This is a genomic window from Mesosutterella multiformis, from assembly GCF_003402575.1.
Classification (GTDB): domain Bacteria; phylum Pseudomonadota; class Gammaproteobacteria; order Burkholderiales; family Burkholderiaceae_F; genus Mesosutterella; species Mesosutterella multiformis.
The window spans coordinates 1,627,525-1,646,793 of record NZ_BGZJ01000001.1 but is presented as its reverse complement, the minus strand read 5'-3'; the positions used below and the strand labels follow the sequence as shown (position 1 = coordinate 1,646,793).

Here is a 19,269-nt window from a genome sequence, read left to right as displayed (position 1 = left end):
TTCAGCGCTTTAGGAATGAGAAGCGGCGGACGAGGCGGGAGCGGAGGCTGCGGGGGACGCGGCGGCGTCAGAGCCTGTGGCAGACGGTTTTCTCCGCCGCGGTGTGGCCCCATCAGAGGCGTTTGCCGCGGCAGGCTTCACCACGTTGACTTTTCCGCCATCCGTGGCGGAATCGACTCCGGATGTAATCACGGGGTCGCCTGCCTTGAGGCCCGAAAGAATCGCGGTGAAACCATTACCGGCGTCAGGCCCCATTTTGATCGGAGTCCGGTGGGCGACAGAATCACTGTCAACCGTAAAGACAAACTGCCCGGTCGTACTCGTCTGAACGGCGGCAGTCGGCACAACGATGGCATTTTCAAGCACGTTGGTGATGAGTTTCACATTGACGAACTGATTCGGGAAAAGCCTGTCATCCGTATTCGGGAAATCGGCCTTCAGTTTCACCGTACCGGTCGTGGTATCGATGGAATTTCCTACCGTTTTTACGGTGCTTTGAGCGATCAGCGTTGATCCGCTCTGATCGTAGACTTCGACGCGAAGCGATTTCCCCGCCCGGATCGGTGTTACGACATCAGAGAGGTTAGCCTGAGGAATGGAAAATTCGACAGAAATCGGGCGGGTCTGGGTAATCGTCGCGATGGCGGTTGAGTCGCTCGGTCCTACGAGGTTCCCGATATCCACACCCCGGAGACCGATAAAGCCAGAAATCGGCGCTGTGATGCGGCCATAGCCCACCGAAACCTGAGCGCCTGAAATCTGGCCTTTTGCCGCCCGAACCGCGCCTTCATACTGTTTGACAAGGGCGGCCTGAGCGTCGTAATCCTGCTTTGAAATGGAATTCTGTGCGTAAAGTTTCTGATACCGGGAGAGCACCTGGCGGGCATTCGCAAGCTGAGCTTCGCTTTGAGCAAGAGTACCGCGGTACTGCTCGGTGTTTGCTTCGTATCCTCGGGTATCAACTTTGGCGAGAAGAGCGCCCCGCTTCACATACTGCCCTTCCTTGAAGAAAATCTGCGTGAGACGGCCTGTCACCTGGCTGATCACGCTGACGCTCTGCGCCGGAGTCACTGTACCGAGAGCTGAAACGTAGACATCAACATTCTGGGTCTTCGCGGGGACTGTCAGAACCGAGGTCGGCATCCGGCGGCCGCGGCGGCCTCCGGCCTGCTGCGGCGCGGCGTTCGATTTTTTATTCTTCCAGTACTGGTATCCGCCGCCTCCAATTGCTGCGGCAGCAAGGATGGCAATGGCGGAGAAGACGAGTTTGCGGCGTTTCATGGAAGGACCTTTTAACTGTTTTTTGGCAGGGAAGGCGGCCAGAAATGAATTCGCGCGATCCGGGTACACCATCTCCGCCAGTCTGGATGAGACAAAGATACCAGTAATAACTGTTAAGCGAGCGTAAGGGAAAGAAACGATTTCTTCCCGGTGAGGTGACTCAAACATAACGATAGTCAGCGCCGGGAAAGTTTCTGAGTGTCTCTCTGAACGAAATCAGACTGATTCTGGTGGTCTACAAAAATGATTTCTATGCCCGCGGGTGCCGCCCATTCTAAGAGCTCCGGACGTAAAGGGAGGTGCCGGAAATTGAGAGTTTCTGTATCAGAAAATAAAAAATACCCTGCCTGATATCAAGCAGGGCGGGGTAAAAGCTTTCTATTTCAGACGTCTTTCAGCGGGCCGCGCGAAAGAATCAGCATGAATAGAAGGGAGATGACGGCGAAACAGGCACCTGCCCAGAAGGACGCCGATGCGCCGAGCGTGTCCCAGAGCGCGCCGGCCCCGATACCGGCGATCAGAAGAGCACCGCCTGATACGAGGTTATAGAGACCGAACGCCGTACCGCGGAGATCTTCAGGGGCGAGTTTGGCGATGAAAACGGAGAAAATGCCCTGAGTAGCGCCGAGGTGCAGACCCCAGAGGACGACCGCAGCCAGAACCCAGACGGGGGATGACGCAAGAGCAAGAGTCACCTGCGAGGCAAAGAGGAAAACGATGCCAAGTGTCAGGAGCCAGATTGGATGGATCCGGTCCGCGGCTTTTCCGAAGGGATAGGACGAAAACGCGAACACTGCGTTCATGAGCACCATCACGAGCGGCACCATGGCGGCCGAAATTCCGACATTAGCCGCGCGAAGCACGATAAAAGCGTTGGAGAACCGGGCGAGGGAAAAAACAGCCGCTGCCGCGATCAGCATCCAGAAGGCCGATGACAGCCTCCCCATAGCTTCGCGGGAAATCGGGTTCGTCCGGTGAGCGTTCTTCGGTTCCGGCGCTTTCACTTCAAAGATGATGAGTGAAAGGCAGATCAGACCCGGAATCAGGGCGCACCAGAAAATGAGCCGGTAGTTATCAAACGTGAGCCACATCAGCAGCGCCGCAATAGCCGGGCCAATAAAGGCACCGGCGGAATCGAGCGACTGGCGAAGTCCAAAACTCGCTCCCATCACGTCTTTCGGTGTAACGGTGGCAATCAGGGCGTCTCGGGGCGCTCCGCGGATCCCTTTTCCGATTCGGTCAGCAAACCGGCAGCAAAAGACCTGAAGCACGGTGTCAGAAAGGGCGAAGAACGGTTTCGAAATTACGCCGAGTGCGTAGCCCGTGAAGACGAGTGCCTTCGTGTGACCGAAGCGGTCAGAGATCATGCCGGAAAAGACCTTCATGATGAGCGCGACGGATTCCGCCGCGCCTTCCGTGATACCGATCGCTGTGGCCGAGGCTCCGAGTCCCACCGCCATGAAGAGCGGAAGAACCGCATGGATCATTTCAGACGAAATATCCATAAAGAGCGAGACGAATCCGAGGGCCCAGACCGTGCGGGGGATCTTGGCGCGGTCTGTTTTGGGAGGGAGCTTTGAAAATTTCATAGTTATGCCCTGCAAAAAGAAGACCCCTGGGCCGGGACCCAGGGGAACTTAAGGTTTTATGTGTCGGTTTTTGCTTACTTCGACGGCTTCCGGCACGCAGCCGTAATGTCCTGCTTCGCGTTGTAGGTCGAGCTCTTCACCTGGGTGAGAGCAAGAACCGTGCTCCAGATGTCGTCATGCGAAACCGGTTTTTTCGCGCCGGCTTCAAGGCACCCCTTCGCAATGCCAAGGCGGGACCGGAGACCGTCCGACACCCAAAGGATCATCGGAATATGAGTCTGTTCACTCGGAGCGATCGCATAGGGAGCGCCGTGGAGGAAAAGACCCTTTTCGCCAAGGCTTTCGCCGTGGTCTGACATGTAGATCAGAGCGGTATCCGCGTCCTTCATCGCCTTCAGTTTGTCGATCATGGAGCTCAGCACGTGATCCGTGTAGAGGATCGAATTGTCATACGCGTTCCGGATCGATTTCGGATCACAGGACCGGAGATCAGAATTCGTGCAGACCGGACCCCACTTATTGAATTTTTCCGGATAGCGCTTGGCGTACGCCGGGCCGTGACTGCCCATCATGTGGAAGAAGAGGGCATTTACCGTACCGGGCTTCAGTTTCTCCTGATCAATATAGGGAACCATGCCTTCGTCATAGCATTCGCCATTCGGACAGACGGAATCGCGAAGCGCCTTCGGAAGAGACTTGACGGGTTCCGTGTACGGAGTCCCCTGGCTCGCTCCCTTATCACCGCCCTGGTTATCCACCCAAAGCGTCTTCACGCCGGCGCGCTGCAGGACCGCGGGAAGCGGTTCTTCCGTAATGATCTTCTTCCGGTTGTAGTTTTCTCGTCCAATCCGGCTGAACATGCAGGGGACAGAGACGTCGGTGCTCGTGCCGCAGGAAGAAGCATCAGTGTAATTCACCACGCCTTCCTTACGGAGTTCAGGGGTCGTGTCGCGGTCATAGCCATCGAGTCCCCAGTTCGCCGCACGGGCGGTTTCTCCCGTCACGACAACGACGAGGAGGGGACGCTCAGTCGCGGAAGGGGCAGGGGACAGGGTCGGAGTTTTATCCACGATTGTCCGGACTTTGACCGAACCCGGAGCCTCATCCGAAAACTGTGTTTTGACTGCGGAGTAAACGATATTGACTGGAGTCAGCAGATAGCGGGCGCTCTTCTGACCGCGGATGAAGTACGAGAATCCCTGGAAGTCAGCCAGCAGAGAAACAATGCCGAAAATAACGAGGGCAATTGCCGCCAGGAACCGCATCGCGTGATCCTTAAGCGGCGCGGGTTTCAGCGGAAACTTCCAGATCAGAAGAATCGGCGGAATCGCGGCGCAGAGGAACGTGAAAATGAGCCCGGGGGAAATCAGGTCACGGGTTTCAGCCACATTGGTCGCAAAAGCGTTACGCAGCATGTCAGGCGACATCACCGCGCCGTAAAGAAGCGAGAAACCGAAACCGCCCGCGCCGATCAGCGAGAGGATGATGAGCAGCGCTTTATAGAGCCGCCGGTCCATAATCGCGGCGAGGAGCGTACCCAGAGCCGCAAAAAGGAAAAAGAGTCCGAGCCACGCTGAGGCGTAGAACTTCACGCCGGCGAGCGACAGCGGATTCGTACCGGTTGCGGCCGCAAGCTTCCAGAAGGGGAAGCTGTCCACCGTCAGCCACCAGGCCGCGACAATCAGCGCAAGACCGGTAGCGCCGGTCGCGAAATACCGGACAAAGCTCTTAAGGGAATGCAGAACGGACATAGAGAAACCTATCCATATTAGACGGTGACGAGTCTGCATTGCAGACTGTCAAATGAAGGTCAAAATACTTGCAATTCGAAACATTTGCAACTGAGACTCTTTATTTTTGTGTCTCACGCCGCTTTAACCGAACTCTGTCAACTCGGTATTATTAGATGGATGAAATGATTGGACCGGAGCCATGCAGGAAAACATTCTGGTTGTAGATGATAACGACGATATCCGCTCAAATGTCGCGGAATACCTGAGAGCCAAAGGCTGGAAAGCGGAGGAGGCTTCAACTGGTCCTATGGCAGTCGCTCAGGTGCACACGGGAGCCTTTGATCTCGTGTTGCTTGACCTTGGGCTCCCCGGGATGGATGGCATTGAAGTGTGCCGGAAACTCCGAAGCGAAGGTTATTCTCTTCCTATCATGATGCTCACCGCGCGCGATGAACTCGATGACCGTGTGGCAGGTCTTCAGAGCGGCGCGGACGATTATCTCGTCAAGCCTTTTTCACTCCGGGAGCTTTCAGCCCGTGTTGAAGCAGTCCTCCGACGCAGCCAGGGGAAAGTGGTTAAGGATCTGAAGGTTGGGGACCTCGTGCTCTATCTTTCCACGGCATCCGCTGAACGTGAGGGAAAAACACTCCACCTGAGCCCCGCGTGCTTCCAGATTCTTCGGGTACTGATGTCAAAGAGCCCGAATATCGTGCCGCGCGACGAACTTGAGAAAGCTCTCTGGGGCGGAGACCGCCCGGATTCAGACAGCCTTCGCTCAAATCTCTGGCTTCTCAGAAATGTAGTGGATAAACCCTTTGCTGCGCCGATGATTAAGACGCATCCGGGATTTGGCTGGTCGATCGCACCGGCCGCGGCACCAGCCAAAGCGACAGAAGACAAATAAATTCCAGCAGCTGCTGCGGGGCGAACCAATAGGAGAAGCCGCATGAAACGTATCGGACGCTTTTTCCTGAGACTTGGGCTTCGGGCGAGGCTGATGCTGGTGATCGGTATTCTTGCCTTCGTGCTCACGGCCGGTTCTATTGCCGCTTTCTCCTACGCGATTGAATTCACGGAGGATCATCTGGTTTCTGAGAACCAGTACTACTCACTTCGCGGCTATATTGACAGTGATATCGCGCACGGGAAAGCCCCACGGCTGCTTCCGAATAAGAAGCTTTACGCAGATCCGAGCGTCGTCAATGGCGTAAAACTGGAACCCATTCCGCCCGAATTTCAGAATCTGCCTGACGGGTACACCGAGTACGAAGACGATCATCAGGCGGATTATGTCTTCAGGATGCAGCGTCACGGTGTGACCTATATCCTCACAACCGATCAGACTGAGTTTGAAGAGGTGGAGCACAGTCTCGTCGCTGTGGTCGTTCTTTTTGGTCTGCTCGCGGTGATGGCCGCGGTTCTGATGGCCTGGCTGCTTGGCGGCACGGTTGTGCGTCCGGTGAAAAAGCTCGCGCGCGAGGTTCAGAGATGTGCGTCTGAAAAAGAATTCCGGCCGCTCTCGGTTGAATTGACGAATGATGAAGTCGGCTATCTCGCGAAGACCTGTGAGAACTCGCTCAGAAAATTGCATGAAACCGTGCAAAGCGAACGATTCTTTGCGTCGGATCTCTCTCACGAATTCCGTACTCATCTTTCAATTGTTTCCACGACAGCCGAGCTGATGCGGGAAATCGGCGACCTTACCCCGCAGCAGGAGCGGCAGCTGGCAAAAATCACGCTTGCCGCAGAGAGAATGCAGCGACTGATCCATGTGCTTCTTGCACTTGCGCGCGATAAGGATGTCAAAGCCGCGGATAACGATATCAAATATCTGCCTGATATTGCCCGTGAGATTCAGGAAGAGGATGAGCCTGATGCCCGCCAGAAAGGGCTCCGCATGGTGATTGACGACCGGTCCGGTACACCTCCGCCTCGACTTTCGGATAGTTTCGCTTCCTGCGTGCTTTCCAACCTTGTGCGGAATGCGGTGAGAAATTCCACCCGTGGGACTATCACGATCACGCTCGAACCCACACGGTTTTCCGTGAAGGACGAAGGGTGCGGTATCCCCAAGGACGAAATGGAAAAGATCTTTTTGCCCTTTACCCGGGGAAAACTTTCCCATGGTCAGGGTCACGGAATCGGGCTCTCGCTGGTCTCCCGTATCTGTACCCGGATGGGATGGAAAATCGCGGTGGAAAGTGAAGAGGGGAAGGGATCGCTCTTCACCATTACGTTCGCTGAGAAGAAAACTCCGTTCTGAGGCGAACACTCAGCCGGAAATGATTCTGACGATGATTTTCCCAAGCATAAAGAGGCCGAAGGCGAGGAAGAAGAATCCGCCGATCCGGTTCACCCAAAGGAGCCCTCGCTTTCCTGTAAGCAGATGGCGGGCATATGCCGCGGCGGCCGCGTATCCGGCGTGAATGACGATAAGTGTCAGCGCGTAGAGGAGCGAGAGCAGTACGGACTGTCCCCAGAACGACCCATCCTGGTCGATAAACTGCGGGAACATGGAGAAGAAAAAGATGATGAGGACAGGATTCGTGAGCTGAAGCAGAATGCCCCGGGTAAAAATCGAGACGGGTGAAGCGCCGGTTTCCTGTTTATCCCTTTTCTCCGCAAGTGACATCAGATCAACCGCGGGCTTCCGGAAACTTTTGACACCAAGCCAGAGAAGATAAAGCGCGCCAAGCGCCTGAATAAAAGTAAATAAAGAGGGGCGGGCGGAAAGAATGGCCCCGAGTCCGCCCACCGCGATCATGGCGAGAATAAAGGTCCCGCATGCCAGCCCACCGATACACCAGGGAGTCTTCCGGCCGCCTTCCTCCAGAGTCGTCATCACCGTGAGAAGCACCCCGGGACCGGGAGAAGCAACCACTGTGATACTGAGAATGATGAAGAGCGTCAGTGTGTGGGACAAGATTCAGGACCTCCAGTGCATTCAGTTAGAAGAAAACAACATCAGACACAAGATTCCTGAGCAGCGCGATGACACTCCATGCAGCAGAGGTGCTTGACTTGGGGTTGGCCGGATCCGGCTTCGACGCGATCGAAAGCTCGGCGTGCATAAGACCGTTTGAGAGGCTGATCCGGTGAATATTTTCGCGAAGCCCAGGAACGCTTCTCACAGTTACCCGGGCGTTCGGAGCCTCGGCGGCGATTGAGGCGGTAACCGCGACATTGACGTTTTTCGGGAAAGCCGCAATGGCGTCCCGGACAGTGCCGGTGAAGAGAACTTCTTCCGCGGTTGCTGAAGGGATACGGCCTTTAAGTCCTGGAGCGCCTTCAAGGCTTCTCGGAGCTTTGACATCCTCAATTTCGACCCGGGCGTCCCCTTTCAGGGCATAGACCTGCATGAGGTCCAGTCCGCCGATCGCGCCAGAAGGGATAAAGAGTTTTGCCCCCGATTCCTTCGCAGCTGTTTTCAGCGTATTGAAGAATTTGGGATCAGCCAGAGCGCCGACAGAAGCGGGTATGAAATTGGCACCGGACCGGAGAATCGCTTCACCATACTCCCGGACCGCGGCTCCGCCCGCGAATTCAATAACAAAATCAGGCTTCAGGGCAAGAAGCGGATCAATCTCGGTAAAGAACCGGCAGTCCAGTGTTTCCGCAAAGGATTCCGCACTCCCGGCGTGACGCGCCATGACGCCTGTAATCCGGAATTCACCGGGAAGAATCCGAAGCAGATTGCGGGCAAAAATGTGGGACAGGGCTCCGCAGCCGATCAGCGCGATGGTTTTCATACGATGGAATCTCCCGGATGACAGAAAGAAGACTTCGCCGGAAGCTGAAACGCACTGCTCAGATAAAAAACGGAACCAGTCCAGCCGGACGGCTCCGTTTATTGGATTCCGGCACTGCCCTCTATTTTAGAAGCGCAGTGCGCGTAAAACCATATTTTTTGTGTTCCGGCGCGGATTACTTCGCGACGCGGTGAATCACAGCGTCCATCGGGAGACGGCTCTTCTGCTTCGTGGCGTTGCGGTCTTCCTTTTCGTCGTGGTGACCGATCGCGAGAACGAGCACCGAGGCAAGGCCCTTTTCAGCGAGGCCCAGGTTCTCGTCCATCTTCTGGAACTGAACACCTTCCATGATCGTCGTGTCGAGCCCCATCTGGGCGGCGGCGAACATCAGGTAACCCATGCCGAGATAAGCCTGCTTGGAGGCCCATTCGAAGAATTCACCGGAGGTGACAGCGTGCAGGCCGACAAAGTAGCGGCGACCGGCGTCCATGTTTTCTTCGCCTTCGTGACCGGCGTAGCGGCCATCAGCGATTTCCTGCTTATAAACAGCCTGCAGGTGTTCTTCCGACGGACGGAAAGGCACAGCGCACACGATAGCGCGGGAGGCTTTGGTCACGCGTTCCTGATTGAAGTCAGAAACACCAGCCGCAACGGCAGCACGCTCTTCTTCAGTTTCAGCAACAAAATACTGCACCGGCTGGTAGTTGACGGAGGTCGGGGCGAGACGGAGGATCTCGAGCAGATCCTTCCACTCGGCGTCCGTCACGGACTTTGCCGGATCGTAAACTTTGGCCGTAAAGCGGCGGCGTGCAATATCAAGAGCTTCAGTCATCTTTTTAAATCTCACTCATTTTCGGGGGGGAATGTGTCCCGATTGGAAGACTTCCGGCGGCGTTTTGATGGGCCGGCCTTGAAGATCGCCTGCACGAGGCGTGACTGTGCGATCACGACTCCCATGCTGTTATAGGCGATTTCCCAATCGGCGTACCACGTAATCATACGGACTCCGCAGATGAAGAGTGAGCCTATCCAGACCGCGGCAACAGAATTGACTCCGACATAGATAAGTCCGAGCGTGAGCCAGCTCCCGAGGAAAGCGGCGGAGGCGTAGGGCTTTCGATCTGAGAGGACCATTGGAAGCTTATTCATGAAGACATCGCGCAGCATGCCGCCCGCAGCGCCCGTGGTGACACCGAGAAGGGTGGAACTCAGCATCGGGACTCCGAAAGAATAGGCAAGCGCGGTGCCTGATGCCGAAAAGAACCCCAGACCAATGGCGTCAAGCCAGATGAACGCGGCGTAAGGAATATCGTGATGGAAGCGCTTGACGAGAACCGGGGCGAAGACCGTAAGAAGGAGCGTGAGCCACACGTAGTATTCGTGCGTGATGAACCAGAATGGACGGTTATTAATCACCACGTCACGAAGAATTCCGCCTCCGAACGCCGTCGTGAACGCGAGAACAAAAATCCCGACCGGATCCAGACGCCGTTCCTTTCCTGCCAGCAGCCCCGAAAAGGCAAAGGCCAGAATACCGATAAAGTCGGCGAGATTCGAGAAGAACTGAAGCATGGAAGGCACCCGGTGAAAACGCTTTAAAAAGATAGATTAAACCGGGATATTACTTGGTGGAACAGGCAATGTAAAAGCGATTCGCTACCGTTTTCTTCTGACAGTGAAAAGGCTTAATACGAGAGGAGCGCGAAGCGCAGAATCCGCGTGAATTCCTGAGGATCAAATCCCAGACCCGCCAGTGCGAGGACCTGGAGTACAAGGAGTGCCGGAATGCCGAAAGCGAACAGAGGCTTTCGGGTTTTGTGGTGAAAGAAACGCATGCCGGCAAGCGCTCCGATTGAGCCACCGGCCGCGGCGAGCCCAAGAAGTGTGGCTTCGGGGATCCGCCACATATGCTGCTCCGCCTTCCACTTATCGATACCGAAGGTGATGAACGCCGCAATATTGATGAAGAGAAGCCAGAGCGCCATGAGAAATACCGTATTCGTTTTAAGAGATGCGAATTATAGGAGTCTCCGCGACGCTAAACCGCAGGCGGAGAATCTCCGCTGAAACAAAGAGTAATCGCACCCCGATACCGAAAAATCAGGCGACATTTCAGTCTTCCGGTGCTAATGTGACACAGAAAGGTGTTGAACCACTCTGAAGGAGACTCCCATGCGGACCAAAGAAGATGCGAGGGCCTTGATTGATGCTGTGAAGAAGGTGCCTCTTGGTTTTTACCCCACACCGTTTCATAAGCTTGAACGGATGTCCGAGCTTACCGGGGTGAATCTTTGGGTGAAGCGTGAAGACTTCTCGGGTGTCTCGCTTTTCGGCGGAAACAAGGTGAGAAAGCTTGAGTTTCTACTCGCGGACGCGGTCCGGAAAGGGTGCGACACCGTTTTTACCTATGGCGCGACAGAATCCAATCACGCGATGCAGACCGCGACTGCCGCTAGAAAACTTGGACTGAAACCCGTGCTGTGGCTTGGCGCGATTGTGGAGCCGAATCCCGCGGCGCTTCGCGCGAACATGCTGCTCGACAGAATTCTCGGCGCGGAAATCCATATTCTGGAATCCCGAGGGAGTACGCGGGAGACCATGGAAGCGAATCAGGAGCTCTTCGAAAAACGGAAGAATGAGCTCGAGAAAGAAGGGCACCGGGTATATGACATTCCGATGGGCGGCTCCCTTCCTCGGGGCGCGCTCGGGTTTGCCGAGTGCTGGATTGAACTTGCCGAACAAGCAGAGGCGGCGGGGATTCATCCGGATTATGTGTACACCTGTACAGGAAGCGGCGGAACCCTCGCGGGGCTTGCCGCCGGACGTACCCTGATCGGATCTGATCGGACCGTGCTCACCGGAATCGCGGTTGGAAAGAAAGATCCTGAGACGTATGGGAAAGAAGTCCGGCTGCTGGCGGACGATGTCCTGATGCTGCTCGGTGAAAAGAAGCTGACCAAACCGGATGTGTTCCAGATCCTTTACGACTATGTCGGCGCGGGTTACGAAAAGCCTTTTGGCCTCGCGAACGACGATATCCGGCTGCTTGCCCGGACTGAAGGCATATTCCTTGACCCGGTGTATTCAGGAAAGGCGTTCCACGGCATGATGGAAGAAATCCGCAAAAGAAATGTGCCCCAAGGGAGCACCGTGGTGTTTCTTCACACCGGAGGCGCGACAGCGCTCTTCGCGGAACCTGAAATTATTGGGGATCTTTCTGAAGAAAAGTAGAATTTTTGCTTGAAGTTTATTCAGATAATCGTCTGATTACGAATAATATTTGGCCGTCAGTCCTAAGCGGATCGGAGAGAGAGTTTCCGCGGTGGGACTGACGGCCAAACCTTTTAAATCGGCTGCTTAATTTCAGTGCGTCTTGGCGTAGTGAGCGGCATCTTCGCCAGCGAGACGGCCTGAGGTGTAGGCAAAGCCGAGCGTGCCGCCCTCGAAGTCGACGTACGCCTTGCCATACATGCCGCCCGCGTCAGCGCCGACAGCCCAGAGACCGTTGATCGGCGTGGCATCAGAGGTCACCGCACGGAGTCGGTCATCCACACGGATGCCGCCCAGCGTACCGAGGAGTCGGGAAGTGAAGCGGACAGCGTAGAACGGTCCCTTTTCAACCGGAATCAGGCGCTTTCCGTCAGCGAAGAAGAGCGGATCTTTCCCATCGTGATAGGCCTTGTTGTACTGCTCGACAGAAGCGGCGAAGTTCTTTTCGTCGACGCCGATAGCACGGGCGAGCTCAGGAATGGAATTTGCCTTGTAAACGGTTGCGGTATTTCCGACCAGCTTATCGAGGAACGCGGCCACATCCTTCGGCGTGTTTTCAGCCTTGGAGAGTTCATCCGTGTCGTTCGGCTCATTGAATTCCTGGAAGTACTGACGCTTGTCTCCCTTCCAGTTCGCGTACTGTTCTTCGATTGCGGCGAAACCCTTTGCCTTCACTTTATCGAGCATTCCGGAGTCAACAATCACGAATTCCGTCTGATGCGGCTGCATCGCGATTTCAGCGCCGTGAACCGAGTAGAGCGTCGCGTCCGTTTCGTTGCTGAAGCGGCGGCCATTGGTGTTCACGCGGAGATTCGGGTAACGCGTGAAGTCCGTAAGCGCGAACCAATCATCACCCACCTGCTTCGTGATCTTGCCCATTTCCTCCTGGCTGAACGTTTCCCAGAAATACTGTGCGACATTCTCACCGCGTTTTCCGGCACCGGCCTTCCACGCCATCTGGATACCGTCACCCGTGTTCTGGGTCACTTCACCCATCGTGTAGGGGACACCGATGTAGCGTTCAAGCATGTCCTTATTGCCGCCGAAGCCGCCGGAAGCAATCACAACAGCCTTTGCCGTCACCTTGCCGGGCTTCCCATCCTTGCCAATAATCCGGACGCCGGTCACATTGCCCTTTGCGTCCTTAATGAGTTCAGTGGCCCGGGTAGAGAAAAGCGCCTGGCCGCCAGCCTTCAGGAACGAGTCCTTCAGGGCGACGAGAGCCTTCGCGCCGCCATCCTGATAGCCATGGAGCGTTGCGGGCATTCCAATGTGAGCGTACGCGCCGCCAGTACCGGCGTCGACAAGCGTCATCCGGCAGCCGTTCGCGTTCAGCCAGTCAACCGTTTTTCCGGATTCATCAATGATGCGGCGGACAAGGAGGCTGTTCTGGAAACCGCCCGAGAGGCTGAGGTACTGATTAAAGAGCCACTTCTTATCAACAGTCTTTCCGGCAGCCTTCTGCTGGGAAGAGTCAGCGGCAAACATACCGCCCGCGAACGACCCGGCGCCCATCTGGAAGGGAGTCTTTTCGAGAAGAATGGTCTTCGCGCCGGATTGCTGGGAGGCGAGGGCGGCTGCGGAACCTGAGGCACCCGCGCCGATCACAACAACATCAGCCGTATAGTCAGCGGCAAAAGCCGGGGCCGTCATCGCCACCGCGAGGGTGATGGCGGAGATAGAAATCGCTTTGCGCATCCACTGCATGAAAAATGACTCCTTTGGTTATTTCCGTTATGCGTATATGAATTGTTCCCCGAACGATCTAGGGGCCCGATGATTCTGGCAAAGAAAATTCCGGGATAAAATTACACAACATTCGCTTCTATCCATTGATTCAGCTGACATGAAGAATCTCCATATCCTGAATGACGACATAATTCCGACATCCGTCGATCTGATTACGCAGCTCCTTACGAGTGAAGAAGCCCAGAAGCAGTTCTTCGCCGCGATTTACCATCAGGGCCGGGTTTCAGAAGCGGCGAACCGCCAGTCAGACCTTGAGCTGGCGGGCACTGTGGTCAGCGCCATCGTGGAAAGCGAACTGGTCGCGTTTCTGAAGCGGGAAAACAGCAAGCGGGGCGCAAAGAAAAACTATCGGAACGGCTATATCCCACGGGAACTTCACGTTGGAAAGGAAAAGCTTCCGGTGCAGATCCCTCGCGACCGGAACGGCGTCTTCCGGCCGTCATTTGTTCATACCTATTCAAGGGAATTCCGACCTTCAATTGAAGACATTCTGTCTTTCGCCGTAGCGGAGGGGTACCGAAGGGAAGAGCTCGCGATTCTGCTTTATCAGGCCTATCAGGATCAGCGGTCTGACGGTCTCATCATTGCGAAGCAGATGCCGATTCTTTTTGAGTCGCTTGAGAAGTGGCTGACCGCTCCCGCTCCCGGCACGATCCGGCTCCTCGTCGGGTGGGAAAAACGGGTAAGGCACTGTGCCGGAATCGAAAAGCGGATATGCGGCGTGAAGCAGCTTGAGCCTGACGGGACACTTTCCGGGATCTGTGCCTGGGCGTGCGACGCCGACAGCGATGAGGATATTGAGGCAAAGCTGATCCACTTCGTCAAGACGAAGTGCGGTGTCAACACGGTTCAGATGCTTTTCGCACTGAATCACTGTGACGCGTTCGAATCGGCGGCGAAGAAAGCCTGGCCTCAGGTGAAATTCCCGGCGGTCTGAAAAAAAGCCGGGAGGATACACAATCCCCCCGGCAGCTCACTGCAAGAGAAAGAAAAAATGAAAATGACGCCGGGATCAGAAGAAGTGCGTCATACCAACCTGGAACGCGGTGTAATTCGTGTCTGAACCGTCGTTATCCCAGGAGAGAGCGCCGCGGCCGATTGACTGTGAGACATCGGCGTACATCAGCGTACGCTTTGACATGTAGTAGTAACCGCCAAGCGCAAGCACATGGCGCTTGAACTTCGTACCGTCGTCCTTCACCTTGCCGTCCAGGTACTGATACTGGGCGACGACCTCGTACTGATTGATCGGCACGCGGATACCGATCCAGGCCTGGTCTGATGAAATACCCTTCTTCAGCGCTTCGCCTGACGCGGTGGTCATGGAGTAGAGGTTTTCGTTAAAGGTCGCGTAGGCGTACTGATACTGATGCTCGGCCCGGTTATAGCCGCCCATCACCTTGAATCGGCCGAAGTCGTAGCTTGCGGCGGCCCGGAATACGCGGCCGTCCTTCAGATCAGAATCCGTGCTTCGGATGTCGCCCTCTGCGGACACCATGGCGGAGAGTTTTTCATCTGAATAGCGAATGGCAGCGTTCCAGAAGCGGTTGTTCTTCGACTGCCGGGCGTTCTCCTTCGCGTCTCCCGAGAACGAATAGAAGAGACCTGCCTTGAAGCCCTTAAAGGTCGGCGTGACGTAGTAGAGGGAGTTGTCGTACGCGGCCCAGGTCGTCTGCTGCGTGGACTGCAGACCAGCATCCTGGTATCCAGCCTCAAACACGTCAAACGGGCACATCCAGCCCTGAGTACCAACGGATGCGGAGAACGGGCTCATGCGGCCCGCACCGATCAGACCGTACGGCCCCTCAACGTAGAGCTGGGACTCGTAATCGAAAAGCTTGTCCTGAGTCTGGAAAGCGCCGGTATCCGGGTTGAAACGATTACGCAGGGCAAAACCGACCTTCGTCGTGCCGGAGAGTTTCTCCTCCCCAAGGAAGTCAAAGCCTGAACCGATATAGTTGTCAGGCGTCATGGAGAGCGTCGTGTCGCCATGCTTCGCATGGGTTACGGTAAGACCGAGATCAATGACACCTCGGATCTGAAAGTCAGCGGCCTGAGCGCTGAAGGCGAGCAGAGCGGCGGCAATGCCGGCAGCTGCCTGCGTAAGTTTGAACATGTTTTCTCCTTTGGTCGTTTTCGCGCCTGGCAACTGAAATACCAGGCGTGCCGAAATCGTATGAAGAAAACAGGGAGGCGAAAATTACACAACTTTCGATCTAAGCCGTGTTAACTCCAGCAGTCTAGTTAGAAAGAAATATTTTCCTGCCGCGAAGGAGAAAAAAGCCCGTTACAAACGCTGAAAGCAGTTCCGCCACGCTGATCGAGAACCAGATACCGTTGATCCCGATAAGAAAAGGAATCAGAAAAACGCATCCCGTTTCAAGGACAAGCGTGTGGGTGAAGGAAATAGCGGCTGACACCGGACCGTTTCCAAGCGCTGTGAAAAAGGCGGATCCGAAAATCGTGATCCAGCAGAGAAGGTAGGAGAGGCCGTAAATCGTCATGGCATTCACGATCAGACCGTGGAGCCCGGCGTCTCCGGCATCAAAGAGTCTCGCGACGAAATCCGCGAAAACGGCGGACAGAATCGTCATCAGAATGCCTGTGAGAGCGAGGATCACCACGCTTTTCTTAAAGAGACTCTTTACTTCCCGATAGTTTTTGGCTCCGAAGTGGAAGCTGATCGCCGGGGCGACGCCCTCAGAGAAACCAATCATCGCAGACACGAAAACGAACGCGGTGTAGATCACGGCTCCGTAGGCCGCGACGCCGTCATTCCCCGCGTAGCGGAGGAGCTGCAGGTTGTAGCAGATGCCAACCACCGACATCGCGATGCTGGACATGAGTTCTGAAGATCCATTGATCACCGTATCCAGCACAACCCGCGGCATCCAGACTGGACGGATAAACCGAAGGAGGCTCGTGTTTGGGCGGGAGAAATAAAGCAGTGGGAAAAGCCCGCAAAGCAGCTCACTGATCGCGGTAGCGGCCGCGGCACCAGTGACACCCCAGCCAAAAACAATAATAAAAAGAGCGTCGAGCCCGATATTCGTGACCCCGGCAGCAATGGTTGATGCGAATCCGAGGTTGGGCTTTCCGGCCGTAATGTAGAAAGACTGGAAGAACGACTGAATCATGAAGCAGGGGAGAGCAGCCGCAATGATCCTGCCGTAAGAAATACAGTCCGGGAGAAGCGTGGCATCCGCTCCAAGAGCCCTTGAAATCTCAGGCATCAGAAGCCAGAGGATGACGGAAATCAGGAGTCCAACCCCCACCGCGATCGCGGCGAGAAGCGAAAAGATCCGGTTCGCCGTTTCCGGTTCTTTCCGTCCAAGAGCCGCTCCGACAAACGCGGAACCACCGGTGCCGAGCAGAAAACCAGGCGTTCCGGCTGCCATCAGGACCGGGAACACCAGGTTAACCGCGGCAAAGGCCTCCTTACCTACAAAGGACGCGATAAAGAAACCGTCCACAATCGTGTAGCAGGACAGAAACACCATCATCGCGACGGTCGGAAGCGTAAATCTCAGCAGTTTTCGATAAGAAAAATGACGATCGAAAGCGTGGTTATTCAAACAAACACCTTTATTTCCGAAGGTTACGGCAAATTGCGCCAGGTTTCGAACAGAAAGCCCGGATGAGGGACCGTTACGGAAGATTTATACCCTATGGGAATTTCTGCCGCTTAAACACAACACTTCCGCCCATCCTGCGGGAAGCCATAAAAACGCTTCGTGGCGTACAAAATTGGACATTCTGATTACGAAACCAGCATGTTTTCTAGGTTTTTATGGGTTTTTGTGACGCAAATTACAAATTAATTGTGGCGGAGAATGGGCAATAAGTGTAAAACTATAGATATAGAAATTGATGGTGTTGGATTCAATAAAAAGTTTTTAACAGCAATTGCCTTCAGTTCGTTCATTAAGACCGGGCTGAAGGTGAATCCTCTACCTCGCTGCTTGCCCATAAAGAACGGAAGAGAGTTTACCCCAACCCCTAGAAACTCCCTTTTAGACAGGCAGCGGGGCCCACGCTTTGCCTGCTTCAAAACAGCATTATCCGAAACCCTATGGTTCCGGATTTTGGTCTTTCCCGAAAAGGTGGATCTATGAATCAGTTCGTTAAGTTTGCAGCGGCAGCTGCGGTGTCCCTCGTTTTCCTGAGCGGCTGCTCAGACCCGGTGTCTACGGTGAAGGACGGGACGCTGCCTGAATTTTCAACATCCATGAAGGTTGGGGACGCGCTGGGCAAGTATTCCGGCTGCGTCGAGAAGACCGCCAAGTGGTCGAAATTTTCAACCGATCAGATTAAGAGCGGAGTGGAATTTACCTGCGAGCTTAAGCCGAGCGCGGAGCTCTATGCCGGCATCCGTAAGGAAGCGGTTGACGCGAAGAGCGGTGTTCAGGTGCTGCAGGCCATGGCTGACGCGTTCCGCGCGGCGCTGGGTAACGGGGCTTCTCAGCAGCTTGATATGTCGAAGAATATCGACACGATGATCGCGGCGACCGGTGTCACGAAGAACGAACTGACCGTCCGGTTCGCGATTAATTCCGATGACAAGAAGAAATTTGATCTGAGCAGCGTTTCGACAAAGTTCTTCTGGGGGAAAGATTCCGCGAATCTCGCGAATCCGAAGGATAGCCTCCACGCGGTTTATGACAATGTACCGTTTGTCGCGAACACCGCGGGTAAGGAGAAGACTTTCCGCGAGGATCTCTTCAATCTCTATAACACCCGTACCGTGGCAGCAGGCTCTGCGCCGGCTTCCGCACCGGCATCGAGCCCAGCCAAGTAAACTTCTGAGACGCACAGAACCGAAGGCTGCGGAGGCTTTTCCCGCAGCCTTTTCTGTATTCAGAAAAAGTTACTCTGAAGCCTCACGGTTATTATCCGATCGGATTAATCTATTTACCGAATCCTATAGGTTCCGTAAGGAAATCAGAATGGCTGAAGAAAATAAGAAAACAATCCGACTCCTGATGCCTCAGTGGCAGGGAGGCGATTACGACCTGCCGCCAGTGACTGGTGAGATCTATCCCCTGGGAGCCCGGCTCCTTTCCTTCCTTGCCCCGAAGAGCGAGACCACGCCCGAGTTTGAGGTTCCCGTGGCTCCCTATGAAGGGAAGCACGGCTGGAAGACGAATGGTGTCTATCAGCAGGAGGTGGTGCTGAAGCAGCTTCACGCCGCCCGGGAGATTATTGACCGCGAGGCACCGGATCGTATTGTTGTTTTCGGCGGTGACTGCCTTTTGGATCAGGCTCCGTTCTCCTATCTGAACGAAAAGTACGATGGGGACCTCGCGGTTATCTGGGTAGACGCGCATCCGGATATTTCCACGCCTGAAGTCTTTGACCGGGAGCACGCGATGGTTCTCGGAAATCTGATGGGAGACGGTGATCCGGTTTTCGCCCGTGAGGTGAAGAAGCCGCTGACAGGCGAACAGGTTGCCATTGTCGGCCCGAGCCGCTTCAACTCTCCGAAGGAAAGCGCGATTGTTGAGCGTCTCGGAATGAAAGTGTTCCCGCCGGAATCGGTGTTTGAGACAAGCACCGCGGTGACTGACTGGCTGAAGACCAGTGGCCTTAAGCACGTTGCCATCCATTTTGACATTGACTCGCTTGATCCCCGGTTCTTCTACTCGCAGTTCCCGAATGATCCGAACGGCATTCCGTTTGATACCGCGCCCGGGAAACTGAAGATCGAACAGGTAACCCGTCTGATTCTTGATATCGGGAAGACCGCGGACCTCGTGGGTCTCGGTATTGCAGAACATATGCCGTGGGACGCCTGGAATCTGAAGCGCATGATGGAAAGCCTTCCGATTCTGAAGTGATTGATTCATTCCTCAATCAGTCAAATGCCCGAAGATCGGTTTCGACCTTCGGGCATTATTT

General features: G+C 55.1%; 17 protein-coding genes. 6 read left to right on the top strand and 11 right to left on the bottom strand.

Annotated elements, in window-relative coordinates:
* Window positions 1–9: 9 nt before the first annotated feature.
* From M4NBBH2_RS07550 to M4NBBH2_RS07540, 3 genes are all read right to left on the bottom strand, one after another.
* The gene (locus tag M4NBBH2_RS07550; RefSeq protein WP_202973739.1) at window positions 10–1,281 is read right to left on the bottom strand and encodes an efflux RND transporter periplasmic adaptor subunit; all 1,272 of its coding nucleotides are present in this window, start codon (window positions 1,279–1,281) and stop codon (window positions 10–12) included.
* 383 nt (window positions 1,282–1,664) lie between these two features.
* Window positions 1,665–2,870 (bottom strand): MFS transporter, encoded by a 1,206-nt coding sequence (locus tag M4NBBH2_RS07545; RefSeq protein ID WP_116270363.1) that lies wholly within the window; start codon window positions 2,868–2,870, stop codon window positions 1,665–1,667.
* Window positions 2,871–2,944: 74 nt separating this feature from the next.
* Window positions 2,945–4,621 (bottom strand): phosphoethanolamine transferase, encoded by a 1,677-nt coding sequence (locus M4NBBH2_RS07540; protein ID WP_124944632.1) that lies wholly within the window; start codon window positions 4,619–4,621, stop codon window positions 2,945–2,947.
* 181 nt (window positions 4,622–4,802) lie between these two features.
* Between M4NBBH2_RS07540 and M4NBBH2_RS07535 the strand changes: the two genes are divergently transcribed.
* Window positions 4,803–5,507 carry a response regulator transcription factor gene (locus tag M4NBBH2_RS07535; RefSeq protein WP_116270361.1) on the top strand — a complete coding sequence of 235 codons (705 nt, stop codon included), beginning with the start codon at window positions 4,803–4,805 and terminating at the stop codon, window positions 5,505–5,507.
* Window positions 5,508–5,549: 42 nt separating this feature from the next.
* Window positions 5,550–6,866, top strand: coding sequence for a sensor histidine kinase (locus M4NBBH2_RS07530; protein ID WP_116270360.1), 1,317 nt, complete (start codon window positions 5,550–5,552; stop codon window positions 6,864–6,866).
* Window positions 6,867–6,875: 9 nt separating this feature from the next.
* On the opposite strand, the gene M4NBBH2_RS07525 is transcribed toward M4NBBH2_RS07530, so the two are convergent.
* The 5 genes from M4NBBH2_RS07525 to M4NBBH2_RS07505 all read right to left on the bottom strand — a co-directional run bounded on the left by M4NBBH2_RS07525 (window position 6,876) and on the right by M4NBBH2_RS07505 (window position 10,337).
* Complete coding sequence (locus M4NBBH2_RS07525) at window positions 6,876–7,526, bottom strand: LysE family translocator (protein WP_116270359.1); 651 nt, start codon at window positions 7,524–7,526, stop codon at window positions 6,876–6,878.
* A 25-nt stretch (window positions 7,527–7,551) separates the two neighbouring features.
* Window positions 7,552–8,352 (bottom strand): aspartate dehydrogenase domain-containing protein, encoded by an 801-nt coding sequence (locus M4NBBH2_RS07520; protein WP_116270358.1) that lies wholly within the window; start codon window positions 8,350–8,352, stop codon window positions 7,552–7,554.
* Window positions 8,353–8,527: 175 nt separating this feature from the next.
* Window positions 8,528–9,184, bottom strand: coding sequence for a nitroreductase family protein (locus M4NBBH2_RS07515; RefSeq protein ID WP_116270357.1), 657 nt, complete (start codon window positions 9,182–9,184; stop codon window positions 8,528–8,530).
* Window positions 9,185–9,195: 11 nt separating this feature from the next.
* Window positions 9,196–9,924 carry a trimeric intracellular cation channel family protein gene (locus M4NBBH2_RS07510; protein ID WP_116270356.1) on the bottom strand — a complete coding sequence of 243 codons (729 nt, stop codon included), beginning with the start codon at window positions 9,922–9,924 and terminating at the stop codon, window positions 9,196–9,198.
* Window positions 9,925–10,037: 113 nt separating this feature from the next.
* Window positions 10,038–10,337: a DUF1294 domain-containing protein gene (locus M4NBBH2_RS07505; protein ID WP_116270355.1), complete on the bottom strand. Its 300-nt coding sequence runs from the start codon at window positions 10,335–10,337 to the stop codon at window positions 10,038–10,040.
* A 187-nt stretch (window positions 10,338–10,524) separates the two neighbouring features.
* Between M4NBBH2_RS07505 and M4NBBH2_RS07500 the strand changes: the two genes are divergently transcribed.
* Entirely contained in the window at window positions 10,525–11,583 is a 1,059-nt protein-coding gene (locus M4NBBH2_RS07500) for a 1-aminocyclopropane-1-carboxylate deaminase/D-cysteine desulfhydrase (RefSeq protein ID WP_116270354.1), read from the top strand.
* Between the two features lie 132 nt (window positions 11,584–11,715).
* Here the strand turns inward: M4NBBH2_RS07500 and M4NBBH2_RS07495 are convergent, their stop codons facing one another.
* On the bottom strand, window positions 11,716–13,329 hold the full coding sequence (locus M4NBBH2_RS07495; protein ID WP_116270353.1) for an FAD-dependent oxidoreductase: 1,614 nt from the start codon (window positions 13,327–13,329) through the stop codon (window positions 11,716–11,718).
* A 139-nt stretch (window positions 13,330–13,468) separates the two neighbouring features.
* Between M4NBBH2_RS07495 and M4NBBH2_RS07490 the strand changes: the two genes are divergently transcribed.
* Window positions 13,469–14,308: a transposase gene (locus M4NBBH2_RS07490; RefSeq protein WP_116270352.1), complete on the top strand. Its 840-nt coding sequence runs from the start codon at window positions 13,469–13,471 to the stop codon at window positions 14,306–14,308.
* Window positions 14,309–14,383: 75 nt separating this feature from the next.
* On the opposite strand, the gene M4NBBH2_RS07485 is transcribed toward M4NBBH2_RS07490, so the two are convergent.
* Both M4NBBH2_RS07485 and M4NBBH2_RS07480 read right to left on the bottom strand, forming a co-directional pair.
* Complete coding sequence (locus tag M4NBBH2_RS07485; protein WP_116270351.1) at window positions 14,384–15,487, bottom strand: porin; 1,104 nt, start codon at window positions 15,485–15,487, stop codon at window positions 14,384–14,386.
* A gap of 124 nt (window positions 15,488–15,611) precedes the next feature.
* Complete coding sequence (locus M4NBBH2_RS07480; protein WP_116270619.1) at window positions 15,612–16,874, bottom strand: MATE family efflux transporter; 1,263 nt, start codon at window positions 16,872–16,874, stop codon at window positions 15,612–15,614.
* A gap of 608 nt (window positions 16,875–17,482) precedes the next feature.
* Between M4NBBH2_RS07480 and M4NBBH2_RS07470 the strand changes: the two genes are divergently transcribed.
* Together M4NBBH2_RS07470 and M4NBBH2_RS07465 are read left to right on the top strand one after the other, a co-directional pair.
* Window positions 17,483–18,169 (top strand): hypothetical protein, encoded by a 687-nt coding sequence (locus tag M4NBBH2_RS07470; protein ID WP_116270349.1) that lies wholly within the window; start codon window positions 17,483–17,485, stop codon window positions 18,167–18,169.
* 148 nt (window positions 18,170–18,317) lie between these two features.
* Window positions 18,318–19,208 (top strand): arginase family protein, encoded by an 891-nt coding sequence (locus tag M4NBBH2_RS07465; protein ID WP_116270348.1) that lies wholly within the window; start codon window positions 18,318–18,320, stop codon window positions 19,206–19,208.
* The last annotated feature ends 61 nt before the right edge of the window (window positions 19,209–19,269 follow it).

Bases quoted from the DNA above. Each gene is read 5' to 3' on its own strand.
- M4NBBH2_RS07540 (WP_124944632.1), bottom strand. From the start codon at position 4,621: ATGTCCGTTCTGCATTCCCTTAAGAGCTTTGTCCGGTATTTCGCGACC.
- M4NBBH2_RS07530 (WP_116270360.1), top strand. From the start codon at position 5,550: ATGAAACGTATCGGACGCTTTTTCCTGAGACTTGGGCTTCGGGCGAGG.
- M4NBBH2_RS07535 (WP_116270361.1), top strand. From the start codon at position 4,803: ATGCAGGAAAACATTCTGGTTGTAGATGATAACGACGATATCCGCTCA.
- M4NBBH2_RS07490 (WP_116270352.1), top strand. From the start codon at position 13,469: ATGAAGAATCTCCATATCCTGAATGACGACATAATTCCGACATCCGTC.
- M4NBBH2_RS07465 (WP_116270348.1), top strand. From the start codon at position 18,318: ATGGCTGAAGAAAATAAGAAAACAATCCGACTCCTGATGCCTCAGTGG.
- M4NBBH2_RS07550 (WP_202973739.1), bottom strand. From the start codon at position 1,281: ATGAAACGCCGCAAACTCGTCTTCTCCGCCATTGCCATCCTTGCTGCC.
- M4NBBH2_RS07515 (WP_116270357.1), bottom strand. From the start codon at position 9,184: ATGACTGAAGCTCTTGATATTGCACGCCGCCGCTTTACGGCCAAAGTT.
- M4NBBH2_RS07545 (WP_116270363.1), bottom strand. From the start codon at position 2,870: ATGAAATTTTCAAAGCTCCCTCCCAAAACAGACCGCGCCAAGATCCCC.
- M4NBBH2_RS07500 (WP_116270354.1), top strand. From the start codon at position 10,525: ATGCGGACCAAAGAAGATGCGAGGGCCTTGATTGATGCTGTGAAGAAG.
- M4NBBH2_RS07470 (WP_116270349.1), top strand. From the start codon at position 17,483: ATGAATCAGTTCGTTAAGTTTGCAGCGGCAGCTGCGGTGTCCCTCGTT.
- M4NBBH2_RS07505 (WP_116270355.1), bottom strand. From the start codon at position 10,337: ATGGCGCTCTGGCTTCTCTTCATCAATATTGCGGCGTTCATCACCTTC.
- M4NBBH2_RS07520 (WP_116270358.1), bottom strand. From the start codon at position 8,352: ATGAAAACCATCGCGCTGATCGGCTGCGGAGCCCTGTCCCACATTTTT.
- M4NBBH2_RS07495 (WP_116270353.1), bottom strand. From the start codon at position 13,329: ATGCAGTGGATGCGCAAAGCGATTTCTATCTCCGCCATCACCCTCGCG.
- M4NBBH2_RS07480 (WP_116270619.1), bottom strand. From the start codon at position 16,874: ATGATGGTGTTTCTGTCCTGCTACACGATTGTGGACGGTTTCTTTATC.
- M4NBBH2_RS07485 (WP_116270351.1), bottom strand. From the start codon at position 15,487: ATGTTCAAACTTACGCAGGCAGCTGCCGGCATTGCCGCCGCTCTGCTC.
- M4NBBH2_RS07510 (WP_116270356.1), bottom strand. From the start codon at position 9,924: ATGCTTCAGTTCTTCTCGAATCTCGCCGACTTTATCGGTATTCTGGCC.